General features: G+C 46.5%; 10 protein-coding genes. 9 read left to right on the top strand and 1 reads right to left on the bottom strand.

Annotation, left to right across the window (positions count from 1 at the left end; translation table 11 throughout):
* Positions 1-3: 3 nt before the first annotated feature.
* The 8 genes from U5K35_RS14985 (at position 4) to U5K35_RS14950 (ending at position 17,028) form a co-directional block, all read left to right on the top strand.
* Complete coding sequence (locus U5K35_RS14985; protein WP_322572309.1) at positions 4-6,222, top strand: hypothetical protein; 6,219 nt, start codon at positions 4-6, stop codon at positions 6,220-6,222.
* A gap of 89 nt (positions 6,223-6,311) precedes the next feature.
* Positions 6,312-6,545 carry a hypothetical protein gene (locus tag U5K35_RS14980; RefSeq protein WP_322572308.1) on the top strand — a complete coding sequence of 78 codons (234 nt, stop codon included), beginning with the start codon at positions 6,312-6,314 and terminating at the stop codon, positions 6,543-6,545.
* Positions 6,538-7,818 (top strand): hypothetical protein, encoded by a 1,281-nt coding sequence (locus tag U5K35_RS14975; protein ID WP_322572307.1) that lies wholly within the window; start codon positions 6,538-6,540, stop codon positions 7,816-7,818. Before U5K35_RS14980 ends, U5K35_RS14975 begins: the two co-directional genes overlap by 8 nt.
* 153 nt (positions 7,819-7,971) lie before the next feature.
* Positions 7,972-8,715: a hypothetical protein gene (locus tag U5K35_RS14970; protein WP_322572306.1), complete on the top strand. Its 744-nt coding sequence runs from the start codon at positions 7,972-7,974 to the stop codon at positions 8,713-8,715.
* 172 nt (positions 8,716-8,887) lie between these two features.
* Complete coding sequence (locus U5K35_RS14965) at positions 8,888-9,286, top strand: hypothetical protein (protein WP_322572305.1); 399 nt, start codon at positions 8,888-8,890, stop codon at positions 9,284-9,286.
* Complete coding sequence (locus U5K35_RS14960) at positions 9,216-12,248, top strand: hypothetical protein (protein ID WP_322572304.1); 3,033 nt, start codon at positions 9,216-9,218, stop codon at positions 12,246-12,248. Before U5K35_RS14965 ends, U5K35_RS14960 begins: the two co-directional genes overlap by 71 nt.
* Before the next feature lie 148 nt (positions 12,249-12,396).
* Entirely contained in the window at positions 12,397-14,433 is a 2,037-nt protein-coding gene (locus U5K35_RS14955; protein WP_322572303.1) for a hypothetical protein, read from the top strand.
* 525 nt (positions 14,434-14,958) lie between these two features.
* Positions 14,959-17,028, top strand: coding sequence for a tetratricopeptide repeat protein (locus U5K35_RS14950; RefSeq protein ID WP_322572302.1), 2,070 nt, complete (start codon positions 14,959-14,961; stop codon positions 17,026-17,028).
* 274 nt (positions 17,029-17,302) lie between these two features.
* Here the strand turns inward: U5K35_RS14950 and tnpA are convergent, their stop codons facing one another.
* Entirely contained in the window at positions 17,303-17,755 is a 453-nt protein-coding gene (gene tnpA, locus U5K35_RS14945) for an IS200/IS605 family transposase (protein ID WP_322572301.1), read from the bottom strand.
* Positions 17,756-18,460: 705 nt separating this feature from the next.
* Here tnpA and U5K35_RS14940 point away from each other — a divergent pair.
* Positions 18,461-26,938, top strand: coding sequence for a BspA family leucine-rich repeat surface protein (locus U5K35_RS14940; RefSeq protein WP_322572300.1), 8,478 nt, complete (start codon positions 18,461-18,463; stop codon positions 26,936-26,938).
* Positions 26,939-26,969 lie beyond the last annotated feature (31 nt).

The raw sequence follows: 26,969 nt of genomic DNA, 5'->3' as shown, positions 1-26,969 counted from the left end.
AAGATGAAAAATTCAAACTATCGACGGATAAGACAACTGTTTACCGGATTATTTCTGGTGATGCTGTTTTTCATTGCAGGCCGGTCGGTTGCTTTTGGTCAGAGTACAAGTCAGATTAATATTATTGGAATACCGCCGGTACTGTCTTCCCCATTTGCAGAAGACATTGAAAGTAATTTCAAAAACGGTCGATACCAGGTCATATTCAGCTATTCAAGTTTTAGTAGTCAGCCCGTCGATTTTGTCTTTGATTTTTCACTCTATCTAAACAACCGAGAGCTGTTAACTCTTACATCTCTTCCGCGATCATTCACACCGGGAACAACAATTCTAACCTCTTTTTTCGAAGAACTTCAATTCAGGGAAACAGCTGATGAAATCATAAGCAGCCTGGATAGAAGCCTGACCAACCAGATAGTACAAACCGGATTTGTGCCGGAGGGTGACTACAGGATTGAAATTACAGCCCGGCCTTTTACCGGACAATCCGGGATCTCCACGCTGCCGGGCAACGCCATGTTTTCGGTACGTTATCCATCACCTCCAATATTAATTTCCGTCCCAGATCAGTCTACCATCACAACAAGCACACCCATTTTTTCCTGGACGCCGGTGGTGAGCTCTATTGGCGGATTATTTGACTACGATTTTTTACTGGTCCCGATTTTTGACGGGCAAACACCTCTACAGGCTATCGAGAGTAATCGGGAGCTTGCGTTTGAAACATTGCCGGGTCGAACAACGCTTCCCTACACGCCGGAATTTCTACCGCTTGAGGATGGTGGCAGATATGCGTGGCAAATCACTGCAAAGGATCCTTCGGAAAGAATACCGTTTCAGAATGATGGCAAAAGCGAAATTTACACGTTTACCTACAATCCGGATGGCGAAACCGAAATCATTACCGATTTAAATTCCATTGAGGAGTTGACCCTCATTCCGAATTTTGCAACACTCACAAGTCTCGAACGGCTGAGAGTACGTGAAGGCCGTACATTTTACGAAATTGACGGGCCTGCAGAACTGCTGCTCAATTTTGATCTCGCCGGTGAGATCAGGACGCCCGTTCAGGTGAACGGCCTGAGGATACAAAAAGGATCGGAAGCCAATCCCATTCTCACAGCCGGAGATGTGATCGGGAATATCCGGGATGTTGATCAGCTCTTGGGAACCACGGCAGGTATTGTGAACCCGGATCAGGTACTGTGGAGCTTTGGCGATAACGTGAAGATGACGGCAGAATTTGATTTCGATGACGGACAAACCGCAGCAGAAGGCGAACTGATTCTGAATCGCTCGGGTATCAACGGATCGATTTTTGCCGAGTCGACAGAAGGTTTTGCCAATACAGAATCCTATCCGTTGAGAGCCGAGCTTACACAATTAACTGCCCGCTTTCCCGATGCCACAGTGAACGGCATTGGAAGCGTTTATCTGATGGACGAAGAAATCTGCTCCCAGCAAAATTTCATCCTAGACGGCAACTCGTTTTCGACATTTCTGGACTGCTCTTCCGACACGGAAATTGAGCTAGTTGAAGAGAGCGATCTTCTTACCTGGCAGATCAACAATCTCTCCGGTCAGCTCACTTCCAATTGGGATGAACCCGATGACATGGAGTACAACTTGTCTCTTCAAAATGAGCTGTGGCTCGAACTCGACCGGGATATCACCGCTGCCGACCGCTGTGGTGTAAGAGGAACAATAAAACTGGATGACGAAAATGGTTTTTCAGACTCTGTTTTTACATCAAACTGTGCACTTCCTGACCCTTACCTGGATCTTGGTATTTACAAACTAAAGTTTAGCAACCTGAGTCTCGATATGCTTGAACTGCTTCCTGACGGAGGCGTGAACTTCGAACTATTATTTGACGGACAATTTTTTCTACCGGTTGGCGGGGCCGTTTATTTCCCTGAGATAGAGTCGCTCGCTATCAGACCGGATGGTATTCATATTCCGGAGATTCAGTTTGACGAATCGTTACTGCAGCCGTTTACGGATTTCCGGATTGATGCCTTCGATTTTTCATTTACCCGGTTTAGTCTGGAGCAGCAGCAGTTTCCCTGGTTTGAGTGGGACGGTGAAGCACCGGGTCCGCTTGAGGCTGCGTTCGACGCCAATCTTCAGTTCTCCGACACCGGACTGGTTCCCGCCTGTTTAAGAAACTCGGATATGGAGGTAGCCGATGCGGCAGTAGGGTTTGATGGTATTACCGGACAGATAAGCTCGAACATCAATAATGACTGCCGCTGGGAGATTGGTGCCGGATACGCCATTCATATTGAGGAGGCCGCCGGAGAGCTGAAATTGGCCTATGAACAGCGTGAGATGAAAACCCTCTCGAACCTTGACCTGGACGGAGCTTTTGAGTTAGGACCGCCATTTGCCTGTGATGAAAGCCCGAAGCTGATTCCGTTTGAGGATACCGGCTTTCAGTTCGAAAACGGTGGATTCTCTGCAGAAATTGTAGATCTGGTTCCCGATTGTCCCGTGCAGGTTGGTCCCTACATGGCAACCATTACGGACTCAGAGATTGTTTTGGATTTTCCGGCCGACGGTGACGGCAGTGCCACCCTTACAGCCGATGCCACACTCGATATTGGGATAGATGCCGACGCGGAAGGCTCGTTTACCCTGAATCTGCTGACCGGAGAGTTCACACAGCTTAATTTCGAAATTGAAGACTCCTTTACCTGGGGTATCCCCAAAGATGATCCTGTGTTGACCTTTGAGGTCGACCGGGCTGTGGTGAACGAATCGGGCCTGTTTATTGATGGCCGACAGTCGTTGCTCATTGACGATGAAACCATGGGCGTTACATTTGATGAACTCACCATCGACTGGTCTACTTATCAGGTGGTTAGCGGCCAGATCATTTTCGACGAATCGTTTACCTTCGAAGCCGGTATTGATCCGGCCATCCGTGAACTTTCCTATACAGCAACGCTGCGAGACTCATCGCTGGCCCTTTCGCCCGGAGTTCTTTTGACGCTTGCCGGAGCTGCGGTAATCGATTCCGAGGGCCTTCGTACAACCGGGCAATCCAGCGGAGAACTTAGCTTCAGCGACATGAATGTGGATGAACTTGAAGTGATCTACTCGGAAGAGTTTGCCATTGGGATGGACCCGTTTGCCGTACGGAGCGGTTCTGCAGAGCTGTTTTGGGACGGCCAGCGAATCGCCGTGATTGATCCATCCGGATTCCATCCCGACATCGGGTTCCTGGGCGAAGAATTTTTACCCGAGCGCATTCCGCTCCCAACCGAAGAGGTGGCCTATCTGGAGATCAAGCGAAACGGGTCACTGGTTGTGAATGCCGTAAACCTGGGAGATGGCACCTACCGGATTGAAACCCTTCCCGGTCAGCCGTTAAAAATGGTGGTTCCCGGCCTGCAGGGGATGAATCCCGCACCGCCCGAAGTGGATGTAACCCTTACAGATTTTATCATCAATCCTTCTACGGGAACCTATATCTCGGGTACGGCCCGTGCACAAGTTGCCGGTTCCGGTGCGGCATTTGATCTTGAAGCATTGGGAATTCCTCTCACTCTCGACGAGCTGATCTTCACCACACAGCAGATTGCACAAGGAGACCTGTCGGCACTGTTCCTGAACGGGAACCTGACGCTGCTCGATCACGAATTTGAAGAATCCGGTACCGTTACCCTTTTTATTCAGAACGACGGCAGGGTGAAAGGAAACATGGCACTTTCAGGACTTACTGAAAAAATTGCCCTGACACCGGGCAGCGAGCGGATTGTGTATGAACTGGATGCCCTCACCGGATATGCGGACATCCCGTTAACGGTTGCCGGTACACCGGATATCCAATTTGATTTGGGCGGCCGTTTTCTGATACAGGACTTTGAGGATCAGCCGCTGGCATCCGCGTCGCTGGAGTCACGAATCACACAGCAGGGATTTTCGGTGACCAACTTCGATGCGTCAGACTTTGTGAAAAGCTCAACGTTCGATCTCGAATTTTTCACCTTCTCCATCAACGGAATATCATCGCTCGGTTTAAGCTACGATCCGGATGCCGGGTTTGATGTTTCGGCTAATCTGGACATGGAGATTGAGCTGTTAACAGACAGTGGAGGCCCGCTCGTCATCCCTTTGAAAAACACAGAGCTTCTTGGAAACGAGGGAATCCTGATTCCTGCGCAGAATATCCACGACGGATCGATGCCTATGCTCGATGCTCCCGCTTTTGATTTTGGAATCTTTCGCCTAAAGCCACTGGCTTTCCGGACCGAACCCTTTACACTCGACATTTTTGATCTTTCCGCCGGAGACCTGATTAGCCTGGTACCGGAACTGGATCTTGAGGTCACTTTTCCGTCCTTTTCCGAAACGGCTCCGGAACTCAATCAACTTGCGCTATCGATATATGATGCCTCTTTCGACAGTGGAATTCTCGCAGGGACGGTCTATCCCTATGATGTATTGGGTGATCCCATCATTATACCGATTGGGCCGGCGGGTATTGCGGTTGACCTGTTGGAAGGACGCCTCTACGCCACTGACGAAGGTGAACAGGGCATGGAAATTGACCTTGATGGACTGTTTAAGATGCCGGACAATTTTGGAGACCAAGGCCAGCTTTGCAGCGACACACGTGTCGCTTTCGCACTGTCATCAGCCGGCGGGTTCAGCGGGCGCGCTGAGCAGTTTCTACCTTGCGGTGAACTGGCAATGGGTCCGCTCAGCCTCGCATTCGGGCAGTCGATGCTGGACTTGAATTTCGAAAATGATGAACAAACCGCAATACTGAGCGGCACGGCAACGGCCGAAATCGAACGCGAAGGCCTCAGCCCGGTACAGGCATCCGGTGATCTGACCTACGATTTGATCAGCGGCAACATTCTGAACGGCAGTATTGGAATCAGCGAGCCGTTTACGTGGACCGTGCCGGCTGATGATCCCCTGTTTGAATTTACTGTGCAGACAGCCGTACTCGATGCAGGCGGGTTCAGGTTCAACGGCAACGGAGACCTCACCACCGGAGACGGATCGGTGGGTGTGCAGTTCAATGATTTAGCGTTCAGTCTTGCTGACGGCGAACTGACAAGCGGCAATGTTCAGATACAGAATGAGTTTGCCGTAGATATCGAATTTGGGCCAACAAGCTGGTCTGTCGCCGATCCTTTAGATGCAATTGAGTACGATTCCGGCATAAGGCTGCGGCTGCCATCCAACATAACTGTCGATTCCAACGGGTTTTCTGCCACCGGCCAAAGCACGGCCTCCTTCCGGTTTGCGGGAGAGGTGTACGACGATCTTCAGGTCAATTTTGTGGATATGCAAGTTGGGCTGAGTCCTGTTTCGGTTATTGACGGCCGAGCCGACTTAATCCTTGATGATGGCGGCAGTGCGGTTCGTTTGGCCTATTACGATGCTAACGGACTTCATCTGGATGACCTGGCCGGCGCTATTTCAACGGTTTTGCCCGATACTCTTGGCCTTCCAACCAAAGAGATCGCCTATATCGTACTGAAAGATGACCAGGGAGAACCATTGGTACAAACAACCGATACTGAATCCGGCCTTCAGCTCTCCACTACCAATTCATTGCCACTGGTTCTCGCCGGCCTTGGGGATACAGATAGTGATGCTCCCCGGGTTGATGTCAGTTTCAGTGATCTGGTGATCAATGACAGCTTTGAGGTAGTAAGCGGAAGCATTACCGCCGATCTTAGTGCATCTCCTGTGAATATGGACGATTTGCCCATTGGTTTGACGGCGGTGCACTATAAAAAAGAGGCCGGACAGTCCTACAAACTCTACGCCGATGCCCGACTCGACCTGCCGGAGTCGATCAGTGACCTTCAGCTTTTGGTCGAAGATCTTATCCTCGGTTCCGATGGGTTCGATGAAGCCTTGTTCTCTTTCGGGAGCTATTCCGAGCATCATACGGAAGGAAGTGCAGAGCCGGTGGCATCCCATTCGTTTAATGATGGTGATTTTAAAATAGACGTCCGCGGTGTAGAGCTGAATTTCGGTACAGAAGAATTCAAATTTTCCGGGGATGTGAGCAGTACGTTTTTGTCAGGCACCGACGGGCAGCCGGCACTTCTTCATTTCTCCTCAGATTATAGCGATGATAACTGGGATTTTGATCTGGACGCAGCACATTTGAGTCCGCAGGAAGTTTCCATTGGCGATGCGAAATTGGTACTGGATAAATTCTCAGCATTGATTCACGAGTCACGGTTTTGATGTTTCGATAAACGGCTTGTTTACGATGCCGAACGTCCTGGGGGATAATTTTGAAATTGCAATTAACGGGCTCAACGTAGGCACCTCCGGTGTATCGTTGGATAGTGGAAGCGCCGATGGGAACTCATGAAATCAGTCTGTTTGGCGGAGATGAAAACCTGACGCTTACCGATCTCGGTATCGCCATTGAGGGAAGCCACCTGCAGCTTACCGCCGACGGCGACCTAAACATTTTGGGCGAGAAATTTTACATTTACTGGTTTAAAGATCGGAACCGACGGCACCTTCGAGCTTGGCAGCGGCGGGGTAAATCTTGTGGATGACTCTGTAAACCTGATGGGCGAATTCCTGGTCCTGAATTCCCTGGATTTCGGCATTAACGACAGCAAAGCACAGTTAACAGCCGGCCTTACGGCCAATATGCCCGAACCGCTGGAAAGTAAAACAAGTTCGTTTGATCTGACAATTGATCAAAATGGTGCTATCTCGTCTGATGGTTTATCTGATAATTTATTAAGGCTAAATTTTAATGACGAAGGAGTAGGCATTGGTGAAATTGCGTCTATTAACCTTACCGGGATGGGATTGAAAATCGATAATATCCACGATTTAAATATGACCCTGTTCGCATCTGCGGATCTTATTATCGATGGGAAAACAGGAAATCCAATCCAGTTTGGTACACAGGGAGATGCTGATAACTACGGAATTCGATACCGCACTTCTGAGAGTTCACTTGAGTGGCAAATTACAAATTCACCGAGCTTTGGATTTGATACCGATCTTCTGAAAATGACGATCGACAATTTATCACTTACCGATGAGAACGCGGAAAGCTTTGGCGTGACGATGAATACGACTGCAATGCCGATGCTGCCCGGAGTGGATGGTGAAGGATTAACCTTGCATGGATTTACCATTACTACAAGTGGTATTGGCTCCATGGGTGATGTTCAAGGTGGCAATTTCAATCTTGCAGGGGTTATTACGTTCGAGCTTGGCAAATTCGAATGGGGAAAAAACGAAACAATTTCAGTTACAAACCAAAGCGGGTACCAGGAAACCCCGGATATTGAAAGTATACCGGATGAAGAAAATGAAACGAATGAAATTGATGTCGATGAATATTTGAAATTTTCGCCAGGTATTAATAACGGTAAAGCTATTAAAATTAGCATACCGGGTGGTTTCAGTGGGGAAATTAATGAATTATTCTACTATCAAAGTAGCGACTCATTTTACCTGAAAATTGAGGGTGTCGAAATTAAATTTGGAGATATTGCTGAGCTTACTGCCAGCCTGGAGTACTTATCTGTGAATGGTGGTGATGATTTCCGATTGTTGGTTGCCGGAGGAGGCACGTTAAAAAGCCCGTTAGAGGGTCCCCAAGTTGGTTTTGCAGCTCTTGGAGCTATGTCGAATATAAATGAAAAATTTCGATTTGGTATATTTGTAAAGCTGAGCGCAGAAATAAAAATTTTACCCGGTATTCTGTCTCTTACCGAAGTTGGAGCCGGATTCTTCTATAACCCCGAAGAGAGTGATTATGATCATATTATAGAGCTCACTGACAGGACCACAGCTTTCGAAAACTGATGACAGGCGGTAATCCGGAATGAAGCCATGGGACACGTACAAGTGCCGATTTCGTGGTTGCACTGTATGCTGAAGCAACTCTTATCAGCAGCGTGAATGCGGCAGAAGGCAGTGCTATCCTATTGCTTACCAGATTCATTCTTATATGTGGACATGGACGCTACTCTGCTTGGTATGGGAGATGAATTTCAAGGCCGGGTTTACAGCTTCTCTGTCCAATGGAAAGATCATTTTCTAGTCAAAGGATCCGCATTTGCGAAAATGGGTATAGATCCACTGCTCACAGCCAACATGGATATGAGCTTTGTACTCGGCTATACGGATGGACCGGATTCCGATTTCATCTGGGGTTTTACCGCCAGTGCAGATTTTAAAATTCTCTCCTTTCTGAATGCCAACGGAGAGATTATGGTCAGCAATACCGGTTTTTATGTGGGTGTGGAGGTAAATGCCGGTTTTGATGTGTGGGTGATATCGTTGAGTGCCAGTTTCGAAGCACAGGTCTGGTGGATATACGGGGAGCAGTTTGGTGCCTATGTAGAGATTGATGTAAACGCCACCCTGTTTAAAGTGGCAAGCGTGGGAGCCAATCTGAAAGGAGCCCTCATTGTTGACAGCGGATTTTTGATCTATGCAGAGGCCAGTGCCTACGTAAAAGTTTTATTCGTATTCAATGGCAGGGTTAGCATTTGGGCGGCTATCCGGAACGGAAAAATAAGTGGAGGCAAAGGTTCCAATAGTGAATATACCTCTATGATAGATGACGCCAGAAGAAATGCCCAGGGCATCAAAGATGAGATGGATAAGTTGGCAGCCCAACTTGATGAAATTTCGGGAGCGATAGAAATATTAAAAATGACCGACGAAGAGCTTGATCAATGCAGGCACAAACACTGAATTGGATTTAGACAGACATTCTCAGTCAACGCTATTTCAATAATGATATAAATCGTTTTTACATTGTCCCTCAGGTTCACGAGCAGATCCAGGAATTATATATTGGGTACGTCGCCTGCTGACTGGCAGCCTGTAAGACCCGGTCCCGGAGTTACTGCATCTTCTGAATGAGATGAACCAGAAAATTGATGATCTGAAAACGATCAATGAAACCGTAAAAGGAAGGTTTGAGGAGGCGTACGAGCTGGCCCTGGAGTGGGATGCAGAGGCGATGGAGATGCTGCAGGACATTGTTCAAGACCCAAGAGGAACTATATCCTTCGGCAGTCTCGATACAGATACCACGAGCCAGTCCACAGGCGCCATGCCGGAATTTGATATTGACGAAAACATCGATACTCAGAACGGCGATAAAATTAAAGAGTTCATAGAAGAAGTAGGTGAGATGCAGACACAGTTCAAAGCTGCTATCGACTACCGTTCAAACCTATATCAACCGCGTGGACCAGGCACTGTCTTCAACATTTACCATAACCCCGGCATCCGGATATATCCATCCGTTTACCGGTGAGTTTATCCTGACCGGAACTCCGGTCTTAGAAAAAGATCAACCCTCTGCCAAAGAAGTTGCCGATCAATATGTGGAGACAACTACAGCCATTGATAAATATTATGGAAATCTTGTATCTCACTTTTGGGAAGTGTCCAGATGGGGTAAAATTAAATTTAACAATTTTGATAATTTGGCCGGCACCCGGAATGAAGTAATAGACGCCAACGAAAGAATTCTGAATGATATCTGGAGCCGGCAGGGACTCTTTTTTGAATTTATCCCGGGACCGGAAGGCGCCAATGAGGAAAAGGTTTTCATCAGAGATTCACAAAATAATATTGTTGATTTCGATTTTGAAGAGTGTGAATCCGCATCACTTGTAGACGATGAAATTGTTATACCGGATTGCGAGTACGATCGTTCTAGTGAATTTTACAAGAATACATTAGATACAATAAGTCTTACTCGCGTACGAATGGAAAACCGACAGGAAAGAATGTATGTTTTAGCCAATGATAACGACTGGCAAGATACTTCGTGGAGGCAGCAGTCCGATGTATTCAGAAATAAACTGGATGAATTTGAAAATAATGTAGATTTTAGATCGTTCTTTGGTACATTCATTCAAAAGGGGATTGAATACTGGTATGAAATTCCAAAACGCGGCTTAACACAAATTTCGCAAAGCACCGCTTTCACGGCCGATTCATTGGCATCCGACTACAAAAGCAAGGTATGGAATGTTGTTAACGCTCACCATAACTTTACCAACACGCTCGACGATATCTACCGGGTTAAATCGTCACTGACTTTAACCTTGCACGGCATCGTTGACCTCTATATTTCGGAGCTTGAAACGGTGACGAACTCGATGCAGACAGATCAGGATGGAAATATCACTGAACTGGATATTGAAGATGCGGCAGAAGATATGCGCCAGTTAAAACAAGAGATTGAGAACACGCTGCAACCGCCAAAAATTATGAATCTGAGGGTTCACAAGCATTTAGACCAGTATAATAATAAAGTAAATCTCTTTTGGTCGGCATCCCATCCATCCGGTACGATCACCGAATACAGCTATATGATGATGGATGAAAGTATTTTAAACAGTGAAATAGGGACGACGCAGCTTGGACAAATGCTTTCCACCGGGAATCAAAATTCAGTCAACCGATACCTGTTTAAAGAAAATGAAGACCAGGTAAACAAAACCATGCAGGTGCTGGTGAGGGCAAGAGGTCCGTCGGGCACAGCCATCAGCCGACCGGGTAATTTTACAGTTTCTGTTGACATTGATGACGGAAACGGTTCATTCTTTGAATCCCAGGGTTCGCCAGAAAATTTATATGAGGTTGATGGATCTCCACCATTACGACCAAATGTGGAATTTGATTATGAAGAAGGAAGTCAACAAATATTGGTTGCACAACAGCAACAAACCTCTCAGGATCAAATACAGATTTCGGACTTTACACAAAATTTTGGTGTTATCCCTCAAGTTTCGTATGAAATTGTTGAGCAAAACGTGTATTGGACCAACATTGCAGACAGAATTGAATTTGACGTCTATTCGATCGACCCCGAATCGGACATTAGCGGGTATGAGTACGCCCTCGGCACCAGCGTAAGTGCAACAGATATTCGGGATTGGACGCCAATTCAGGGTCTCAACTTAGAAACGGGTTTTCTTGGTGAAAGCAACCTCAATGACTGGCAGCGAATTCGCATTCAAAACGTGGACCTTTCAGAAAAAGACCACTTCCTGAGTATCCGTGCCATCAATGGAGAGGGGCTTGAAAGCAACAAACGATTTGTAGACAAGCCGATTGTATATAGCGGTGAGCCGCCATCCACTCCTGAGTTTAATGACATTGAGATGCCGGTTATTCAGGCCGGGAGACCCGAAGTAAATGATCCAATATTCGAATCACCGACGGTAATATACTCTCATTTGTCAGATTTTATTCCTCCCAAATTGGAAATTAGCTGGCAGTCGGCTGTATCTCTGAGGTCCGGAATATATGGATACGAGTATGTAATATCAGAAAATGCTAATGCTGATGAGTCTTTTGGACAGGCAGATGAAATACATTTTTCCGCAAATACAGAAGCAACCTTGACCAATAGCCACGGCATAAGCTACAGACACAACTTTTATGTTCATTTGAGGGCTGTGGATAACGCCGGAAACCGAAGCGAGAATGCTGCCACTCTTGGGCCTATCGTAGTACCTGATCCCACCCGTCCTGATACTCCTATCATAAGAGCTTCGGCAAAGTCCGGAACTATTGGATTTTATTTACAAGGTGCAGGAAGAGATAGAGAAAGTGAAAGGGATAAATACGAATTTACGTTTTCCAGAAGCGGAGGTTCAAATAAAATTCCCTGGACTGAAATTCCTATACAGTGGCTTATGAGTGACTTCACACTTAATAAAGCATCTTATAAAGTTGCTCCGATTACTTCAGCATATGTAGGTGATCCACTAATACTAAAATTACGAGCCGTAAATAAACAGGGTATTCATTCTGGTATATCGCGTAGTGGTACCATCATTTACGATACATCACCACCCAATACACCAACCATAAACCTGAGCAAAAGTGGCGACACCATGACGATCAATATCAGTAATATCCATGATCCCGAGAGCGGTGTGAAACGGGTGGAGTATCTGGTCTGTAATGTGACAGATTATGGAAGCGTGGAAGGAGGTTGCGGCCATTATTTAGTCAATCCCTACAGGGAGTTGGTAAGCTACAGAACGTCAAGATCCGGTTCATTTTCGTTGACAAAACAGGTACCCATATCGGGCAGCCTGAGCAGCAAGAAAGTCTTCGTGCGGGTAACCAACCGAAATGAGATGCAGACCACGGCATCCTATCAGCCGGTGCAAGTCATAAATATCTCCGGATCAGAACAACAGGATGCAGGAGATTTTGAACTGAACAACTGGTGGTTAGAATATGATTTTTAATGATTTCAAAATGAAATCTACTATATACTTTAAAATGAAATTTGAAATCTTAGAGTTTATCAATGAACTGTTTACTCTTCAAGCACACCAATAATCAGCGAAATTCAGCGATATACTCAGCGGAAATCTGCGAGAAAACTTTAAGGCCATGAAAAAATCACAAAAAACAAGAATCCCCAATGTCCTGAAACAAACGCTCATACACGTGGGCCTGTTTTTTCTGCTATTCTGTCAACCTGCCATTGCACAGGTGGAGGAGCAGTCCATGCGCTATGCCGTGGCCGACAGTGGTGTGTACGTATATCATCTGGAAGATGTACCCCTTGGTGTGGGATTTCATATCTACAAAAAAAGTGAAGAGCAGGAAGAGTTTGAACGCCTGAATGACACTCCGGTACAGGGAGTATTCTACCCCGATGAGCTGCTCGGCTTTCTGGGAGATCTCTACTGGGATGTGGAAGAAGCCCTGGAAACCACGAGTGAACGGGAGACGTTTTTTACCCTTCGGTCCAATTCCATTTTGGGAGGTTTATACACGTTTGTCCATCCCGAAATTGCGGACGCGCTGGGCCGACTCTACATCGATTCGTCCACAGAGATGGGGGATACCGTTACGTATAAAATTGAATTCGTGAACGACCTGGGCCGTCCGACTGGGGATGTTCTTGAAGAGACCTTTACCATCGAACCGGTTCAGCCGCCGCAGCCTCAAAATATTGAACTGACCAATGACGGATTCGCCATGGAGATACGATGGGAGTATCCGCCCATGGAAAATGTTGACGATAAAATTATCCGGTTTGAAATCTATGAATCGGACCCCGGAAGTGATGAGATTAAACTCATTAATGAACAGATCATTCTTCGGGACGACCTTAAAACCGAGTATCTCCATTTCTTCAGTGTTTCGCGTCTGGGTGTGGAAAAAGAGTATCTGGTGGCTCCCGTTACCATTACCGGAGAGAGGAGATCCATAAGTGAACCGGTATCATATACGGTTATCGACAATATACCGCCTAAGGTTGTTCAGAGAGTTCGGTCCGAAATGGTAAACGGCAACGTGGAGGTGACCTGGCCTATGAGTCCTGAGCGCGACCTGGCCGGCTATAAAATCTATCGCACCATCGATCCCACCCTGGGAGTGGACCTGCTGCAGGAGGAGCTGATCGATCCCGGTCAAACCGTCTATATCGACTCCACGGCAGGAGAGGGTGAGTCGTACGTCTATCAAATAACGGCCGTGGATTATGCAGGCAATGAAAGCAAACTGAGCGCATCTGCCCTTATGAATATTGAAGACCGCACTCCACCGCCACCACCTATTACCGTTGAGGCGGTTTATCTTGAGGAGGGAAATGTACAGGTCACCTGGGATCCGGGAGAAATGGCCGAGGATTTCAATCGATTTTTGGTCTACCGAAGAATCATCAGTCCTAGAGACAGTACCATTTATGACCTGTTAACTGACGAGGGTTTCCGCGAAACATCCTATATGGACGACGGTGTGGGTGATCTTGGATTTCAGGACGGAGCCTATTATGAATATGGCGTTGCCGTTTCAGACAGCGCCCGGAATTTCAGCGAAATTATCACCACCCGGCTGCAGATTCCCGACCTGACGCCTCCAAACCCACCGTCTTCCGTATTTGTAGAAAATATGGACGGAAACCGTGTGAATATAAACTGGGCGAACTCGTCATCAAATGATGTAACGGCCTATGCGCTCTACCGCGAGATGGACGGTTCTCCAAGAGTGCTTTTGGACTCCACAGCAGTATCCGTCAGGCGTTTCAGGGACAGCGATGTTGAGGTTGGAAAGGAGTACCGATACGCCGTTTCTGCTATCGACTCCCTCCAAAATGAAAGTGAAGTAACCTACAGCAGCCCGGTTTTTGTGAGAAAAAGTGATCCGCCACGAAGAGTTCGCAATGTGAGGCTTGTGGTAGATGAACAGGGAGCTGAGATTATCTGGGAACCGGTAACCTCTCCACACGTGACCGGCTACATCGTCTACCGATCTGAAATCTCAACCGGTGTGTTTGAACCTGTAAACGAAGAGCAGATAACGGAAACCTCACTGAGGCTGGGGGCAGATGGCTCCGGTTTTTGGTATCGTGTAAGGGCGCTGGATATTTCCGGCAACCGCAGCCGCGCAAGCGAACCGGTTCAATACCGGGTGGAGTGAAAGCTATTTTGAGGTGAGCTAGCTTCTGGTCACAAATTTATTAAATACAAAACCGGGAAAGATCAATTGTTTACAGAAGATCCCTCCGCTGCATCCGTCGGTTGACGGTTTTCGGTCGGGATGACAAGGTTTTAGGGTTTTAGTGGCGGCGGGCAATATAAATCTTATTGTAAATAACATTCTTTGATGCCCGCCGCTTCTTTTCAATGATTCTGTCTTCCCGACTAAGTGAGCCCGGCTCCATGAAAAATTACGATGATCAGGTTGAAGCGAACGCATGGAGGGATCTCATCGGGAATAGGAAGTTGCGTGGTTCTTTTTTTGTGATAAAGGTTCAGAGGATATTCTCCCATTGAGGGGAGTACGGCTTTAGCCGGGAGGGGTGTATATTTCCAGCCACTCGAAGTGGAAACATCCCACTAATTCTCTCCTTATTGGGGAAGATTTTCTAATTCCTGATTCATTTTATATTAATTGATATTAGATTCATTATTGTCGTGATTTTTCAATCATAACTCATAATCCATGAAATCAAAAAGTTCATTTCACAATTCTGCAGTTGTTCGCTTCTTATCAGCGATGGTAATCTGCATTCTGTTTGTGGTTCCGGTACGGGCACAGAGCAATCTTCAGTACGAGGCCGGACAGTACTACGAGGAAGGAGAGTTTTCGATGGCTATTGAGTTATTGGAAGAGGTAATCAGGCGCGACATAATGCGGCCGGATGCCCACGTGATGCTCATCTCTTCTCACCTGCAAACCGGGGGTGCTGATAAGGCGTTAGATCTTTCCATGGAAGCCCAGGAGCTGTTTCCCGGCATGCACGCCTTCACCTGGCTGTTGGCCGAATCGCAGATGCAGCTCGAAAATGTTGAAGAAGCACGCCATCAATACAATATTGTCGAAGAGCATATAAACAGAGGCGCGTCCTTTATGCCGTTGGCTGTCGACCGCACGCAATTAACGATACGGTTCGGACAGCTTGATCTCATGCAGGCAGCGGAAGCCTATCAAAATGGCGAACTTGAAACCGCCATCCGGTTTATGAAAAACGCCCGGACTAAACTACCGCCCTCACCCGATCTCGACAAAAACCTGGTGGTACTCTATGCCGAAACCGAACAGTACGATAAAGGCCTTAGCCTGCTTGAAAGCGCACGTACTCAGCATCCGGAAAATCTCGAGTTGATACGGCTTCAGGCCATGTATTATCAGCAGATGGAAAACACCGAAGAGATGGTCAGCACTTATCAGGAGATTGTAGAGAATAACCCGGGAAGCGTGGATGACACCATTATTTACGCCCAGCTTCTGTTTCAGACAAAAGAATCCAACAAAGCCGTTGCGCTGCTCGAAGAGCTGCTTGAACAACATCCGAAAGAGCGAAGAATCTACAATACTCTTATTGAATTTTTCGAAAACAGTTTTAATATACCGGGCAAGCGAAATACACTTTTACGAATGGCTAAGCAGTTTCCGGATGACCGGTCCATCCTCCTGGAGATTGCCAAAACCTACGAATTGGAAAAGGAGTGGGCTAAAGCCCGCACTCTGTACGATTCCCTTGCTGTTGAAACCGGGGATGAGCTGATCTATGGACTATTGAAAGCGAATACATATGAACAACAAGACTCTCTCGAAGTTGCCGAAGGTATCTACCAAAACCTTTATGAAGTTTATCCGAATGATGAAGTGCTCCTGGCCAGAAGGGGTGCAAATTATGAAGATCAGCAGAAGTGGAAACTCGCCGCGGGTGTATACAAAATACTCACTGAGGTGAAACCGGATGCGCCCGGGCCACATTCCCGATTGGGAGTGTCATACTACAAATCAGGAGAGTTGGAATCGGCGTTATCTGTTTTGGAAAAAGCAGTTGAATTGGAGTCTGATAACCCGGAAACAGAGCTCTATCTTTCCAGGTTGTATCATCAGCAAAAAGATGATGAAAAAGCTATGCGTCTTGCCAAAACGGCCCTTGAATTGAGTCTGACGAAACTTGCGGAAAGCCAGCAGGAGATGCAGGGGCAGATACAGACAGAGGGCATGTACAGCCTGATGGGCAGGGAGTCTTCCGGTGAGGACGCTGAAGCACTTAACAGACTTTCGGAAGAGGCATTTGAGTGGTTTACAAATTCTTTTCATGAAAGTAACGTAAAACCACTTTTGAATAGGATTTTGGAAGAGTATCCGCTATCCGCTAAGCTTTTTGCCATGTCCGGAGCCTATTATAAAGAGAGCGGTGATCGTGATGAGGCACTTCGTTTACTCGAAGAAGCCGTTCGCCTGGCACCCTCGCTTGCCGATGCCCAGTTACTGCTGGGTGAGCTGTATGCCGATGCGGGCAATGCTCCCGAAGCGATCCGTTCCTATCGAAGAGCCCTTTCGCTCTCTCCTGAAATGCCCGAACCCTACCGCGCCCTGATTAAACTTTATCGCAACAACGATGATCTGGATTCTCTTTGCGACCGGTGGCTTGCTATGTACCGGGCCGCTCCTCACAACGAAGTGCTGCGTTCGCACCTGATTGAAGCCCTCCACAAAGCCGGCCGGATATCCGAAGCCACGGAGATCGTGCAAAATCATAAATCTGAGTAAGACGCAGACGGAATAAATTCCGTGGCTACGTACGTTTATCCCTGACGTGATATGATGTGTGTGGTGAGATAAAATCGAGATATTCCAAACACAGTTATCGATGTTTTTTTATAAAAATTTATCTGATTTCAAAACGCATCAAATCAACCAATGAATTAAAACAAGTCCCGCGAGGGACGCCCGGCTGTAGCCTCGGAATTTATTCCGGGGTTAACAGATCGGATGCATTCCGTAGTAAAATCCCGTAGGGATGACCCGAATAAAATATTTTAAATCACCCCCATAAATACCTCTCATCATAGTCAACATTGTATTTTTTTAGCAGTTTGATATACTCTTCTTTAAATGTTTTATGTTCATGATGTTTCTTTTGATTGTGAATGTACCGAACAGCTTGTTTTAATCCTGAGTGTCCAATGCTAAATGCCCCATAACCAACCTGCCAGGCAAAATCCCGATTCGGGAAATGGTGATCGTTCAGCCATTTTGAAGAGACACCTTTAATTTTTTGTATGGTTTGGACAATGCTCATCGCTTTAGAGAGCTCTAGTAATACATGAGCGTGATCCGGCATTCCCCCACATTCAATAATATGGGTTCCATTTTGTTTTCCAATTCCGCCAATATATGCCCATAATTGTTTTTCAAATTCGAGTTCTATGAGGGGTTTTCGATTTTTTGTACTAAACACGAAATGGATATAAGCCTGAGTAAATGAATTTGCCATGATAATAATTGTTTGATTAAAAGATTTGGTTATACCTGTATGAATGGTTTAGAGGCAATTCCTTACAAAAATTTTTTGAAATAATTCGTGCGGGGCATCCCTTTGGGACTATCGGATGTTGGTGGCAACTAGCGACTATAGGGCGTGTCTCTTGATTATCATCGCACACGGAATAAATTCCGTGGCTACATTCGGATATCCCTGACGGGATATGATGTACTTGGTGAAATAAAAACGAGATGAATAAAGCCTTTTTATCTTGATTTTGTATAACAATTAATCGGATTTAAACACTCGGTAAATCGATTAAAAATAAGACCAAGTCCCAAGAGAGACGATTGAATGTAGCCTGGCGAGATTATCCCAGGGTTATCAGAATTAAACAAATCTAATAATAAATTCCCGTCAGGGATGACTCAGTTCAGTTTTTTTGGTCTATGCACACACATGTATTTTCTACCAGGTTCAAAAACCACATACCGACCGGGGTATATTAATGGTTGAGCTTATCTAAACATACAATGTCCGGGTGGCATCTGATTCATTCTCAAAAAAAATGGGGCAATCCAAAAAGAAATACGCTATTGAAATGACACTTGTATGCAGAGCGTTTAATTCGGGCTTTTTTTTAGAAAACCTCCGCTGTGCATGACGGTGATTCGATTTTATACAAAATGGAAACAACTTCTTTAAACGATAAAGCCTATGCGTTCCCTTGCTGAAAAAATATTTCGAAGCTCATTTCAGCTTCTGTGTCTATGGGTCGTGGGTATCCTGGTATTGGCGCCTATTCTTTTGGGATCGAACGCCTATGCGCAGGATGTATCCTGGACCGGGGCCGGTGACGGTACTTCGTGGGAAGATCCAAATAACTGGAATCCAACTTCGGTACCCAATGCAAGTTCCGATGTAATCATTAGTGCGAACCTGGGGTCAGCTTATACGATAGTAATACCCTCAGAAACATCAATTAATAGCTTATCACTATCTATATCGCAGGCTACGCTGGAGCTTCAGGGTGGTTTGAACATTACCGGAACTATGAACCAAACTTTCGGCACACTGAGTGGGAATGCCGATTTAATCATAAACGGCCAGTTCTCGTGGAGAGGTGGGCGTATGGAAGGTTCAGGTGGTACTTTTCTCAACGGAGGGGCTGAAATCACCGGCGGTGCGGGCAGTTCCGGAAATAACAAAACCCTGGACCAGCGTCGGTTGGTGGTTCCTGATGGACAGATATTTTCGTTCAACGGGGCATTGTTTACAGGTCAGAACGGGGCTTCAATTGATATTCAGGAAGGTGCCACATTTGATCTGATTACCAACAGCAGCAGCAATGTCATGCGCATGGGGGACGGTGGTGCTACGATCATAAACGCCGGGACTATCTCCAAATCACAGGGAACGACATTCCCGGTGGTTATAGAATGGGATTTAGAAAATAACGGATTGCTGAGTGTAAGCCAGCAGGACGCCGAGCTACAGTGGTGGGGATCCCTTCTGGACCAGGGTGGTCAATATATCGTGGAAAATGGGTTTCTGAGATTAGATTTGCCGGCCTCCGATGTTCCATACCTGTTTACCCCTGACTCAAGGCTGCTGGCAGGACCGGGAGCGCGAATTAATCTGGGTAGCCGTGACGGTGTGGGCAGTGAAACACTCTATGAACTTCAGGGAACCGTGGAGATGGACGGTATCTTTTCTGTTAAGAATTTCAACGGAGGAACCGCGGCGAGTGTCACTATTCCGGCAACAGCCAATTTGGTAAGTCTCGGGGGAGAGCTTCTGTTGGTTGGATCCAGTCGGGGGCAGCTCTTTGTCGAAGTTGCAGATCCGATAAGTGTCGGAGATCTCACCGTTGGATCCATAGGCCGGCTGGAGCTCAGCTCTCCGCTGACGGTAAACGGCAGCTACACACAAAACAACGCCTCGGCAGTGATAGTAAGCGATTTTGATATTACGGTGGAAGGCGAGCTTGCATGGTCGGGCGGCCGGATGGAAGGCGCCGGGACTACTTTTCTGAACGGAGGAGCCGTAATCACAGGTACGGTCCGGGAAGTTCAGGGTAATAACAAAGCGCTGGATCAGCGTCGGCTGGTGGTACCTGACGGACAGGTATTTGCTGTTCATGCCGGATCCAGTTTACACCGGACGAAACGGGGCGATCAATTGGATATTAGGGAAGGTGCGACATTTGATCTGATTACAACCGGCAACAGTTCCAGGGTTATGCAAGTCGGTGACGGTGGCGCTACGATTATAAACGCCGGGACCATCTTAAAATCGCAAGGAACAACATTTCCGATCAACATTGAGTGGGCTCTGGAAAACTCGGGACTTCTCAGCCTATCCCAGCAGGATGCGACACTGCAGTGGCAGGGCGCGCTGACAGATAATGGTGGTCAGTATATAGTTGAAGTAGGGTTTTTAGACCTGGCTCTTCCCGCCTCTGCAATCCCCTATGCTTTTACTCCCGACTCGCGGCTGCTGGCCGGGCCAGGGGCTCGAATAAATCTGGGTAGCAGCGCCGGGGACGGCACCGAAACACTCTTTGAACTTCAGGGAACCGTGGAGATGGACGGTATCTTTTCGGTGAAGAATTTCAACGGAGGGACCACGGCCAGTGTCACTATTCCGGCAACAGCCAATCTGGTAAGTCTTGGAGGAGAGCTTCTGTTGGTTGGGTCCAGTCGGGGGCAGCTCTTTGTCGAAGTTGCAGATCCGATAAGTGTCGGAGATCTCACCGTTGGATCCATAGGCCGGCTGGAACTCAGCTCTCCGCTGACGGTAAACGGCAGCTACATACAAAACAACGCCTCGGCAGTGATAGCAAGCGATTTTGATATTACGGTGGAAGGCGAGCTTGCATGGTCGGGCGGCCGGATGGAGGGAGCCGGGACTACTTTTCTGAACGGAGGAGCCGTAATAACAGGTGGTCCGGGTAGTTCAGGGAATAACAAAACACTGAACCAGCGTCGATTGGTGGTACCCAACGGACAGGTATTTACGTTTAACGGATCCAGTTTCACCGGGCTTAACGGAGCGGCAATTGATGTAGAGGAAGGTGCCACATTTGATCTGATTACGAACAGTAATAGCAATGTCATGCGCGTGGGTGAAGGAGGGGCAATCATCAATAATTACGGGACGTTCAGCAAATCACAGGGAACAACGTTTCAGATTAACATTGAGTGGGATTTTCTCAATGCCGGTCTTCTAAGTGTAAGCCAGCAGGATGCTGACCTTCGCCTGTGGGCATCCTCCCTGATTGATGAAGGTGGACAATATATTGTTGAACAAGGCTATCTAAGTTTTGACCTCGGCCCCTCCGATACTCCTTATATCTTTAACCCTGATTCCCGTTTACTGGCCGGGGCCGGGGCCCGAATCAATCTTGGTAATCGCACCAATGATGGCAGCTCCGTCAGCTACGAACTGCAGGGTACAGTTGAAATGAATGGTACATTCTCCGTGCGAGGCAATAACACAGCCATAGCCACCATACCGGCAACGGCAAACCTGATAAGTCTGGGTGAAGAGCAATTACTGGTTGGTGGAAATCGCGGCCAACTGTTTGTGGGCATTACAGACCCGGTTAGTGTGGGAGATCTCATCGTGGGATTTTTGGGCCGGCTGGATCTCAGCTCTCCGATGACAGTTTCCGGTAACTATACCCAAAACCATAGCAGTGGGGCAGTAGACAGCGATTTTGATATTTTAGTGGAAGGCGAGCTTGCTTGGTCGGGTGGCCGGATGGAAGGAACAGGAACTACTTTTGCGAACGGTGGAGGAAGCATGACTGGTGGTGGTACATCGAGTACAAAAACGTTGAGTGAACGAACGCTCGTAATACCCGGCGGCCAGGAATTGGTATACAGCGGTTCACGCGCAACTGGGCGGAACGGAGCCATACTTGAGATCGAGGAAGGAGCTATTTTTAGACTCGACACCGGAAGCAGTGTTCAGCTGTTTGTTGCCGATGAAGGTGGCGCTACGATTAAAAATGCCGGTACATTTCAAAAGAGTCAGGGAACAATTTTTCAAATCGATGTACAATGGGCGCTTGAGAATTCCGGATTACTTTTGGTCAACCAGGATGAAGCAGATATCAGATTTAGAGAGAATATTCAGAATTCCGGAACAATTGATATCAGCAGCAGTAGTGCGCTTTTGGTAAATGACGAGTCGATTGTCAACGATGGAACCATACGAGGGATAGGCACCATAAATGGCAGTGTTGAAAATAGAGCGGGTATTGTTCAACCGGGCGTAGATGCAGTGAATACAGGAGTTCTCACCATCCAAGGGAACTACACTCAATTTGAAACAGGAACTCTATCGATTAAAATCGGTGGAACCGAACCCGGAACCGAGCATGACCGATTGGTCACAAGTTCCTCAACCCTTAACGGAACCATTGAACTGCTTCCCTTGAACGAGTTTGTTTTTGCTGACAGTGACGAGATTGTACCGTTAACATGGAACGAGGGGAATCGAACAGGTGAGTTTTCTATTGTTGATGATACCGCATTTAGCGAATCCTTGCTTGCTCCAACTTACAGCCCTGACGGTTTGATTTTAAATAGTGATGCAGGAACCTTGCCCGAAACAGTAGTTTTAATCAGCCCTGTGAATGGCGCAATAGATATATCCGCCAATCCTATACTGTTATGGGAAGCCGCAACTGATGCAAGCTCGTATCAGGTTCAGGTATCTACAGAAGAAAATTTTTCAACAACAGTAGTTGATCAGGCAGGCATCGATATTACTGAATTGCAGGTGAGTGATTTGGCTTTTGAAACTACTTTCTATTGGAGAGTTCGGGGTGTAAACGATGTGGGGCAGGGTGATTGGTCTGCCGTGTGGAGTTTTACCACGGAAGAAAACCCATTCCGCCCCTTCATCACTACCTGGAAAACCAATAATCCCGGTGATTCGGATGATAACCAGATTCGCATCCCGATGATTGGCAACGGCTACGATTTTACTGTTGATTGGGGAGATGGAACTGCTGAAGAATCATATTCTGCGAATCCGGGTGATGGAGTGGAGCATGTTCTTGACCACACGTATGCGAGTGAAGGAGAATATGAAATATCAATCTCAGGTGCTTTTCCGAGAATCTATGTGAGTTCTTATGGAGATCGGCAAAAAATCATCAGCATAAACCAATGGGGAGACATTGAGTGGACATCAATGGAACAGGCATTTAGAGGTGCTCTAAATCTGACATACACAGCCACGGACGTCCCAAATCTGGTGAATGTAACCAGTCTCGAAGCGATGTTTGCCGGAGCGTCATCATTTAACGGGGACATTGGCAGCTGGGAGGTGGGCAATGTAACAACCATGGAGAGAATGTTTCAGAATAATGAATCATTCGACCAGGATCTCGATAACTGGGATGTTTCAAACGTAACCAATATGGCATCGATGTTTGACCATGCCGGAGCTTTTAATGGGGCTATAGGCAGCTGGGATGTTTCGAATGTAACTAATATGGAATCAATGTTTAATCTTGATGATGAACATGCTTTCAACCAGGATATCGGTAATTGGGATGTATCGGGCGTAACTAATATGGCATCGATGTTTGATGGTGCCAGAACCTTTAATCAGGATATTGGCGGTTGGGACGTGTCTGCAGTTACTGATATGCGAGCGATGTTTAATGCTGCCTCATCTTTTAATCAGGATCTTGATAGCTGGGATGTGTCAAATGTGACTGACATGCGGCAAATGTTTCGCGCTGCCCTTGTTTTTAACGGAGCTATCGGCAGTTGGGATGTATCGGGCGTAACCGACATGTGGACTATGTTCTCATCAGCTTTCGAATTCAATCAGGATATCAGCAGCTGGGACGTGTCTAACGTAACAAGTATGAGAGGTATGTTTAGTGATGCTTCGGCATTTAATCAGAATCTGGGAGGCTGGGATATAACTAGTGTTACGGATATGAGTGGTATGCTCAGTAACAGCTCTCTTTCTGTAGAGAATTATGATAATACACTAATTGGCTGGGAGTCCCAGCCAGTACAAAATGATGTAGATCTTGAAGCTGGCGGACTGGAATATTGCGCTGCGACGGATGCTAGAGAGAATCTGATCACAACTTACTCATGGAATATAAGATTTGACAGCCAGACAGCAGATTGCGACGTAAATACAACTCCACCGGCCGTTGTTGAACTAAGTTCACCTGTAAACGGAGCCACCGATATATCGATCAACCCGGAGCTGATATGGGAGCAAGCTGAAGGAGCCGATTCCTATCAGCTTCAACTTGCATTGGATGGTAGCTTCGAGGATGTAATTGTCGACCAGGATGGCATCACGGAAACTCAACTAATTGTTGAGGAGCTTGCTTACGTAACTGTTCATTACTGGAGAGTACGAGCTGTTAATGAAGCGGGTTCAGGAGAATGGTCAGCAGTTTGGAGTTTTACGACGGAAGTTGAACCGTTAACTCCTCCCGTGATCGTAGAACTGAGCTCCCCTGAAGATGGGGCAACGAATGTATCCATCAATCCTGAGCTGGCCTGGGAACCGGCTGAAGGAGCCGATTCCTATCAGGTTCAACTGGCATTGGATGGCAGCTTCGAGGAAGTAATCATCGATCAGAATGGTATTACCGAAACTCAACTCATTGCTGAAAACCTGGGTTATGAATCGATTTATTACTGGAGAGTACGAGCTGTTAATGAAGCGGGTTCAGGAGAATGGCCAGCAGTTTGGAGTTTTACTACGGAAGTTGAACCGTTAACTCCTCCAGAGATTGTTGTACTCAGCAGCCCGGAGGATGGGGCAACGAATATATCTAATAATCCTGAACTGGCGTGGGAACCGGCTGAAGGAGCCAATACCTATCAGCTGCAGGTATCAACGGATGAAAGTTTCACGAATCCGGTAGCAGATGAAAGTGAGCTTGGGGTTACAGAATTTCAAGTGGGAGGGCTGCAGGTTGAAACGAACTATTTTTGGAGGGTTCGCGGCGTGAATGAAGCAGGGCAGGGCGATTGGTCTGCAGTATGGACCTTTTCAACAGAATTTACACAGCCCGAAACACCGGTCAATTTTGTCCTGGATCAACAAAACGAATTCCCAAGGTTAAGATGGGAGGCTTCATCCACGGCGTCCGGTCACAGGTTTAACATTTACAGGGGCGTTTCACCAAGAGCACTTGAAAGAATTGAGACGGTCGATGCTGATGTTCTCTCTTATGTAGATAATCAGATACCCGAAGGGATCTATTTCTATGCAGTATCATCAATTTCATCGGGTGGAAGTGAAAGCCCAATAACTACCTCTTTGAGCTTTGTAAATGAATTTTTGCAGGCCGGGTCAAATTGGAAGCTAACCAGTATACCTGTTTTGAATTCTGAACTTGAAGCTGAACTGGCCGCTCTTTACAGCTACGAGGAGAAGTATCTAAGGGAAAGCCGGTTGATTCCGTTAACAGGCTACTGGATGAAAACAAGAACTTTTGATACTGAAAATATTTTTGTGAACGGTTTGGGATTACTGAACGCCGAATTTAATCTTGAAAAAGGCTGGAATTTAATTGGCAGCCTCTCTGATTCCGTGCGCGTGGATATGATTCTTGATCAGGAAAATATTTTAACGGACACTCCGATCTATATCTATGAAACGGACAGCTATGTTGCTACAAACTATATAGTGCCGAATCAGGGTCATTGGGTTTTTGCAGAGGAAGCCGGAACAGTGGTTGTTGACGTTCAGAATAGCTTAATGATGTTGGCTATCAGTTCTTCTGAAACACAGGGGCAATCATTCAATGATCAGGCCCAGTCACAACAAAGTGATATTGTACATCACAATGATGCTCGATTGGTTATTGAAAATGGGCAATCAAAGACTCATCTACACATTCGGCACAACCCCGTAGATAATTCTGAACTACCGGCCTACTATTTGCCTCCGCTGTCGCCCGATCCTGTACTGGATGTGCGTTTAGTTAACAACACAAACCTTTTACAGTCCGATATGGAGATGGTTTTTGTAAAAACCTCCAAGTTTCCTCTGTATTTAACGATCGAAAGTGAAACTCAAAAAACGATCGCATACAGATTAAATGCGTATTCAGACAATAAAAAAGCATTTACATTGGATCTTATACCCGGGCAATTGCAACGAGCTGAAAGGGAGTTCGACTATTTTACACTGGAACAATTGGAAGAAGACGAAATTGTACGGTCAGATCAACTCGTTAATAGCTATCCGAATCCATTCAATCCTTCGACAACGATCCAATTTGAGTTGGCAGAAACAACTCAGGTGAAAATTGAAGTATTCGATGTTGTTGGCCGCAGAGTAAAAGTTTTGGCAGCTGAAGAGTATCAGGCGGGGCAACATTTCGTAACTTTTCGTGCGGATAATCTCTCTTCGGGAATCTATTTTGTTCGGTTTCAAACTCCTGCAAATCGTCAATCTCAGGAAAATCACCTTAATGAAATAGCTATGTTTAAAAAATCTGTTCTGTTTATTTCGTTTTTAACATTTCTGTTTCTTTCTTGCGGTGATTTCGATCAAACGGAGAGGGTCAATATTGACGTACGTGTAAACCCGGAAGGGGCAGGAAATATACTTACATCGGGAGGCATTGACGTTGGAAATACCGCCGAGTTTCTGGCCGTTGAAAACGGGGGTTGGACTTTTGCAGGGTGGAGCGGTGATGTTGAATCATTTGAGAATCCTTTAAGTATAGTGCTTGAAAACGACATAGAAATTGTTGGCAATTTTTCACTGTTTGTTAATGAGTACGAAATTTCCTTAACAGTAGCTGATTCTGAATCGAGTGTTGATTTGCTATTTGGTCAAAACCCAAGTGCTACGGACGGTTTTGATTCCGGATTTGATTTTGAAGCACCTCCTTCGCCACCGGAAGGCATTCATGCCTGGTTTGAAGCCGGGGACTTGAAATTGTTTGATGATTTTCGAAATGCTTTTTCCCGGGAAATAAACTGGCACCTTAAGTTGCAAAACGCCTCACCCGGTTCATCCACGCTACAGTGGTCTTCAGAAATTACGGAATTTAACGGATCACTGATATTGAGTACTCCCGGTGAGGATTTTTCAGTAGATATGATCGAAAACAATTCTTATAGCTTTGAGTCCGGTGAATTTGATGAATTTATCATATCGTATAAATTTGAGGAGAATTAAATCCGCCGATGTGGATTTTATACTCACGCTT

The sequence above is a fragment of the Rhodohalobacter sp. genome (assembly GCF_034521535.1).
Lineage (GTDB): Bacteria > Bacteroidota > Rhodothermia > Balneolales > Balneolaceae > Rhodohalobacter.
This window is presented reverse-complemented; position numbering and strand designations above follow the sequence as displayed.

What these genes read in the sequence shown, in the direction of transcription:
- U5K35_RS14985 (WP_322572309.1), top strand. Translation starts at nt 4, where the DNA reads ATGAAAAATTCAAACTATCGACGGATAAGACAACTGTTTACCGGATTA.
- U5K35_RS14970 (WP_322572306.1), top strand. Translation starts at nt 7,972, where the DNA reads ATGGACGCTACTCTGCTTGGTATGGGAGATGAATTTCAAGGCCGGGTT.
- U5K35_RS14965 (WP_322572305.1), top strand. Translation starts at nt 8,888, where the DNA reads ATGAACCAGAAAATTGATGATCTGAAAACGATCAATGAAACCGTAAAA.
- U5K35_RS14955 (WP_322572303.1), top strand. Translation starts at nt 12,397, where the DNA reads ATGAAAAAATCACAAAAAACAAGAATCCCCAATGTCCTGAAACAAACG.
- U5K35_RS14950 (WP_322572302.1), top strand. Translation starts at nt 14,959, where the DNA reads ATGAAATCAAAAAGTTCATTTCACAATTCTGCAGTTGTTCGCTTCTTA.
- tnpA (WP_322572301.1), bottom strand. Translation starts at nt 17,755, where the DNA reads ATGGCAAATTCATTTACTCAGGCTTATATCCATTTCGTGTTTAGTACA.
- U5K35_RS14940 (WP_322572300.1), top strand. Translation starts at nt 18,461, where the DNA reads ATGCGTTCCCTTGCTGAAAAAATATTTCGAAGCTCATTTCAGCTTCTG.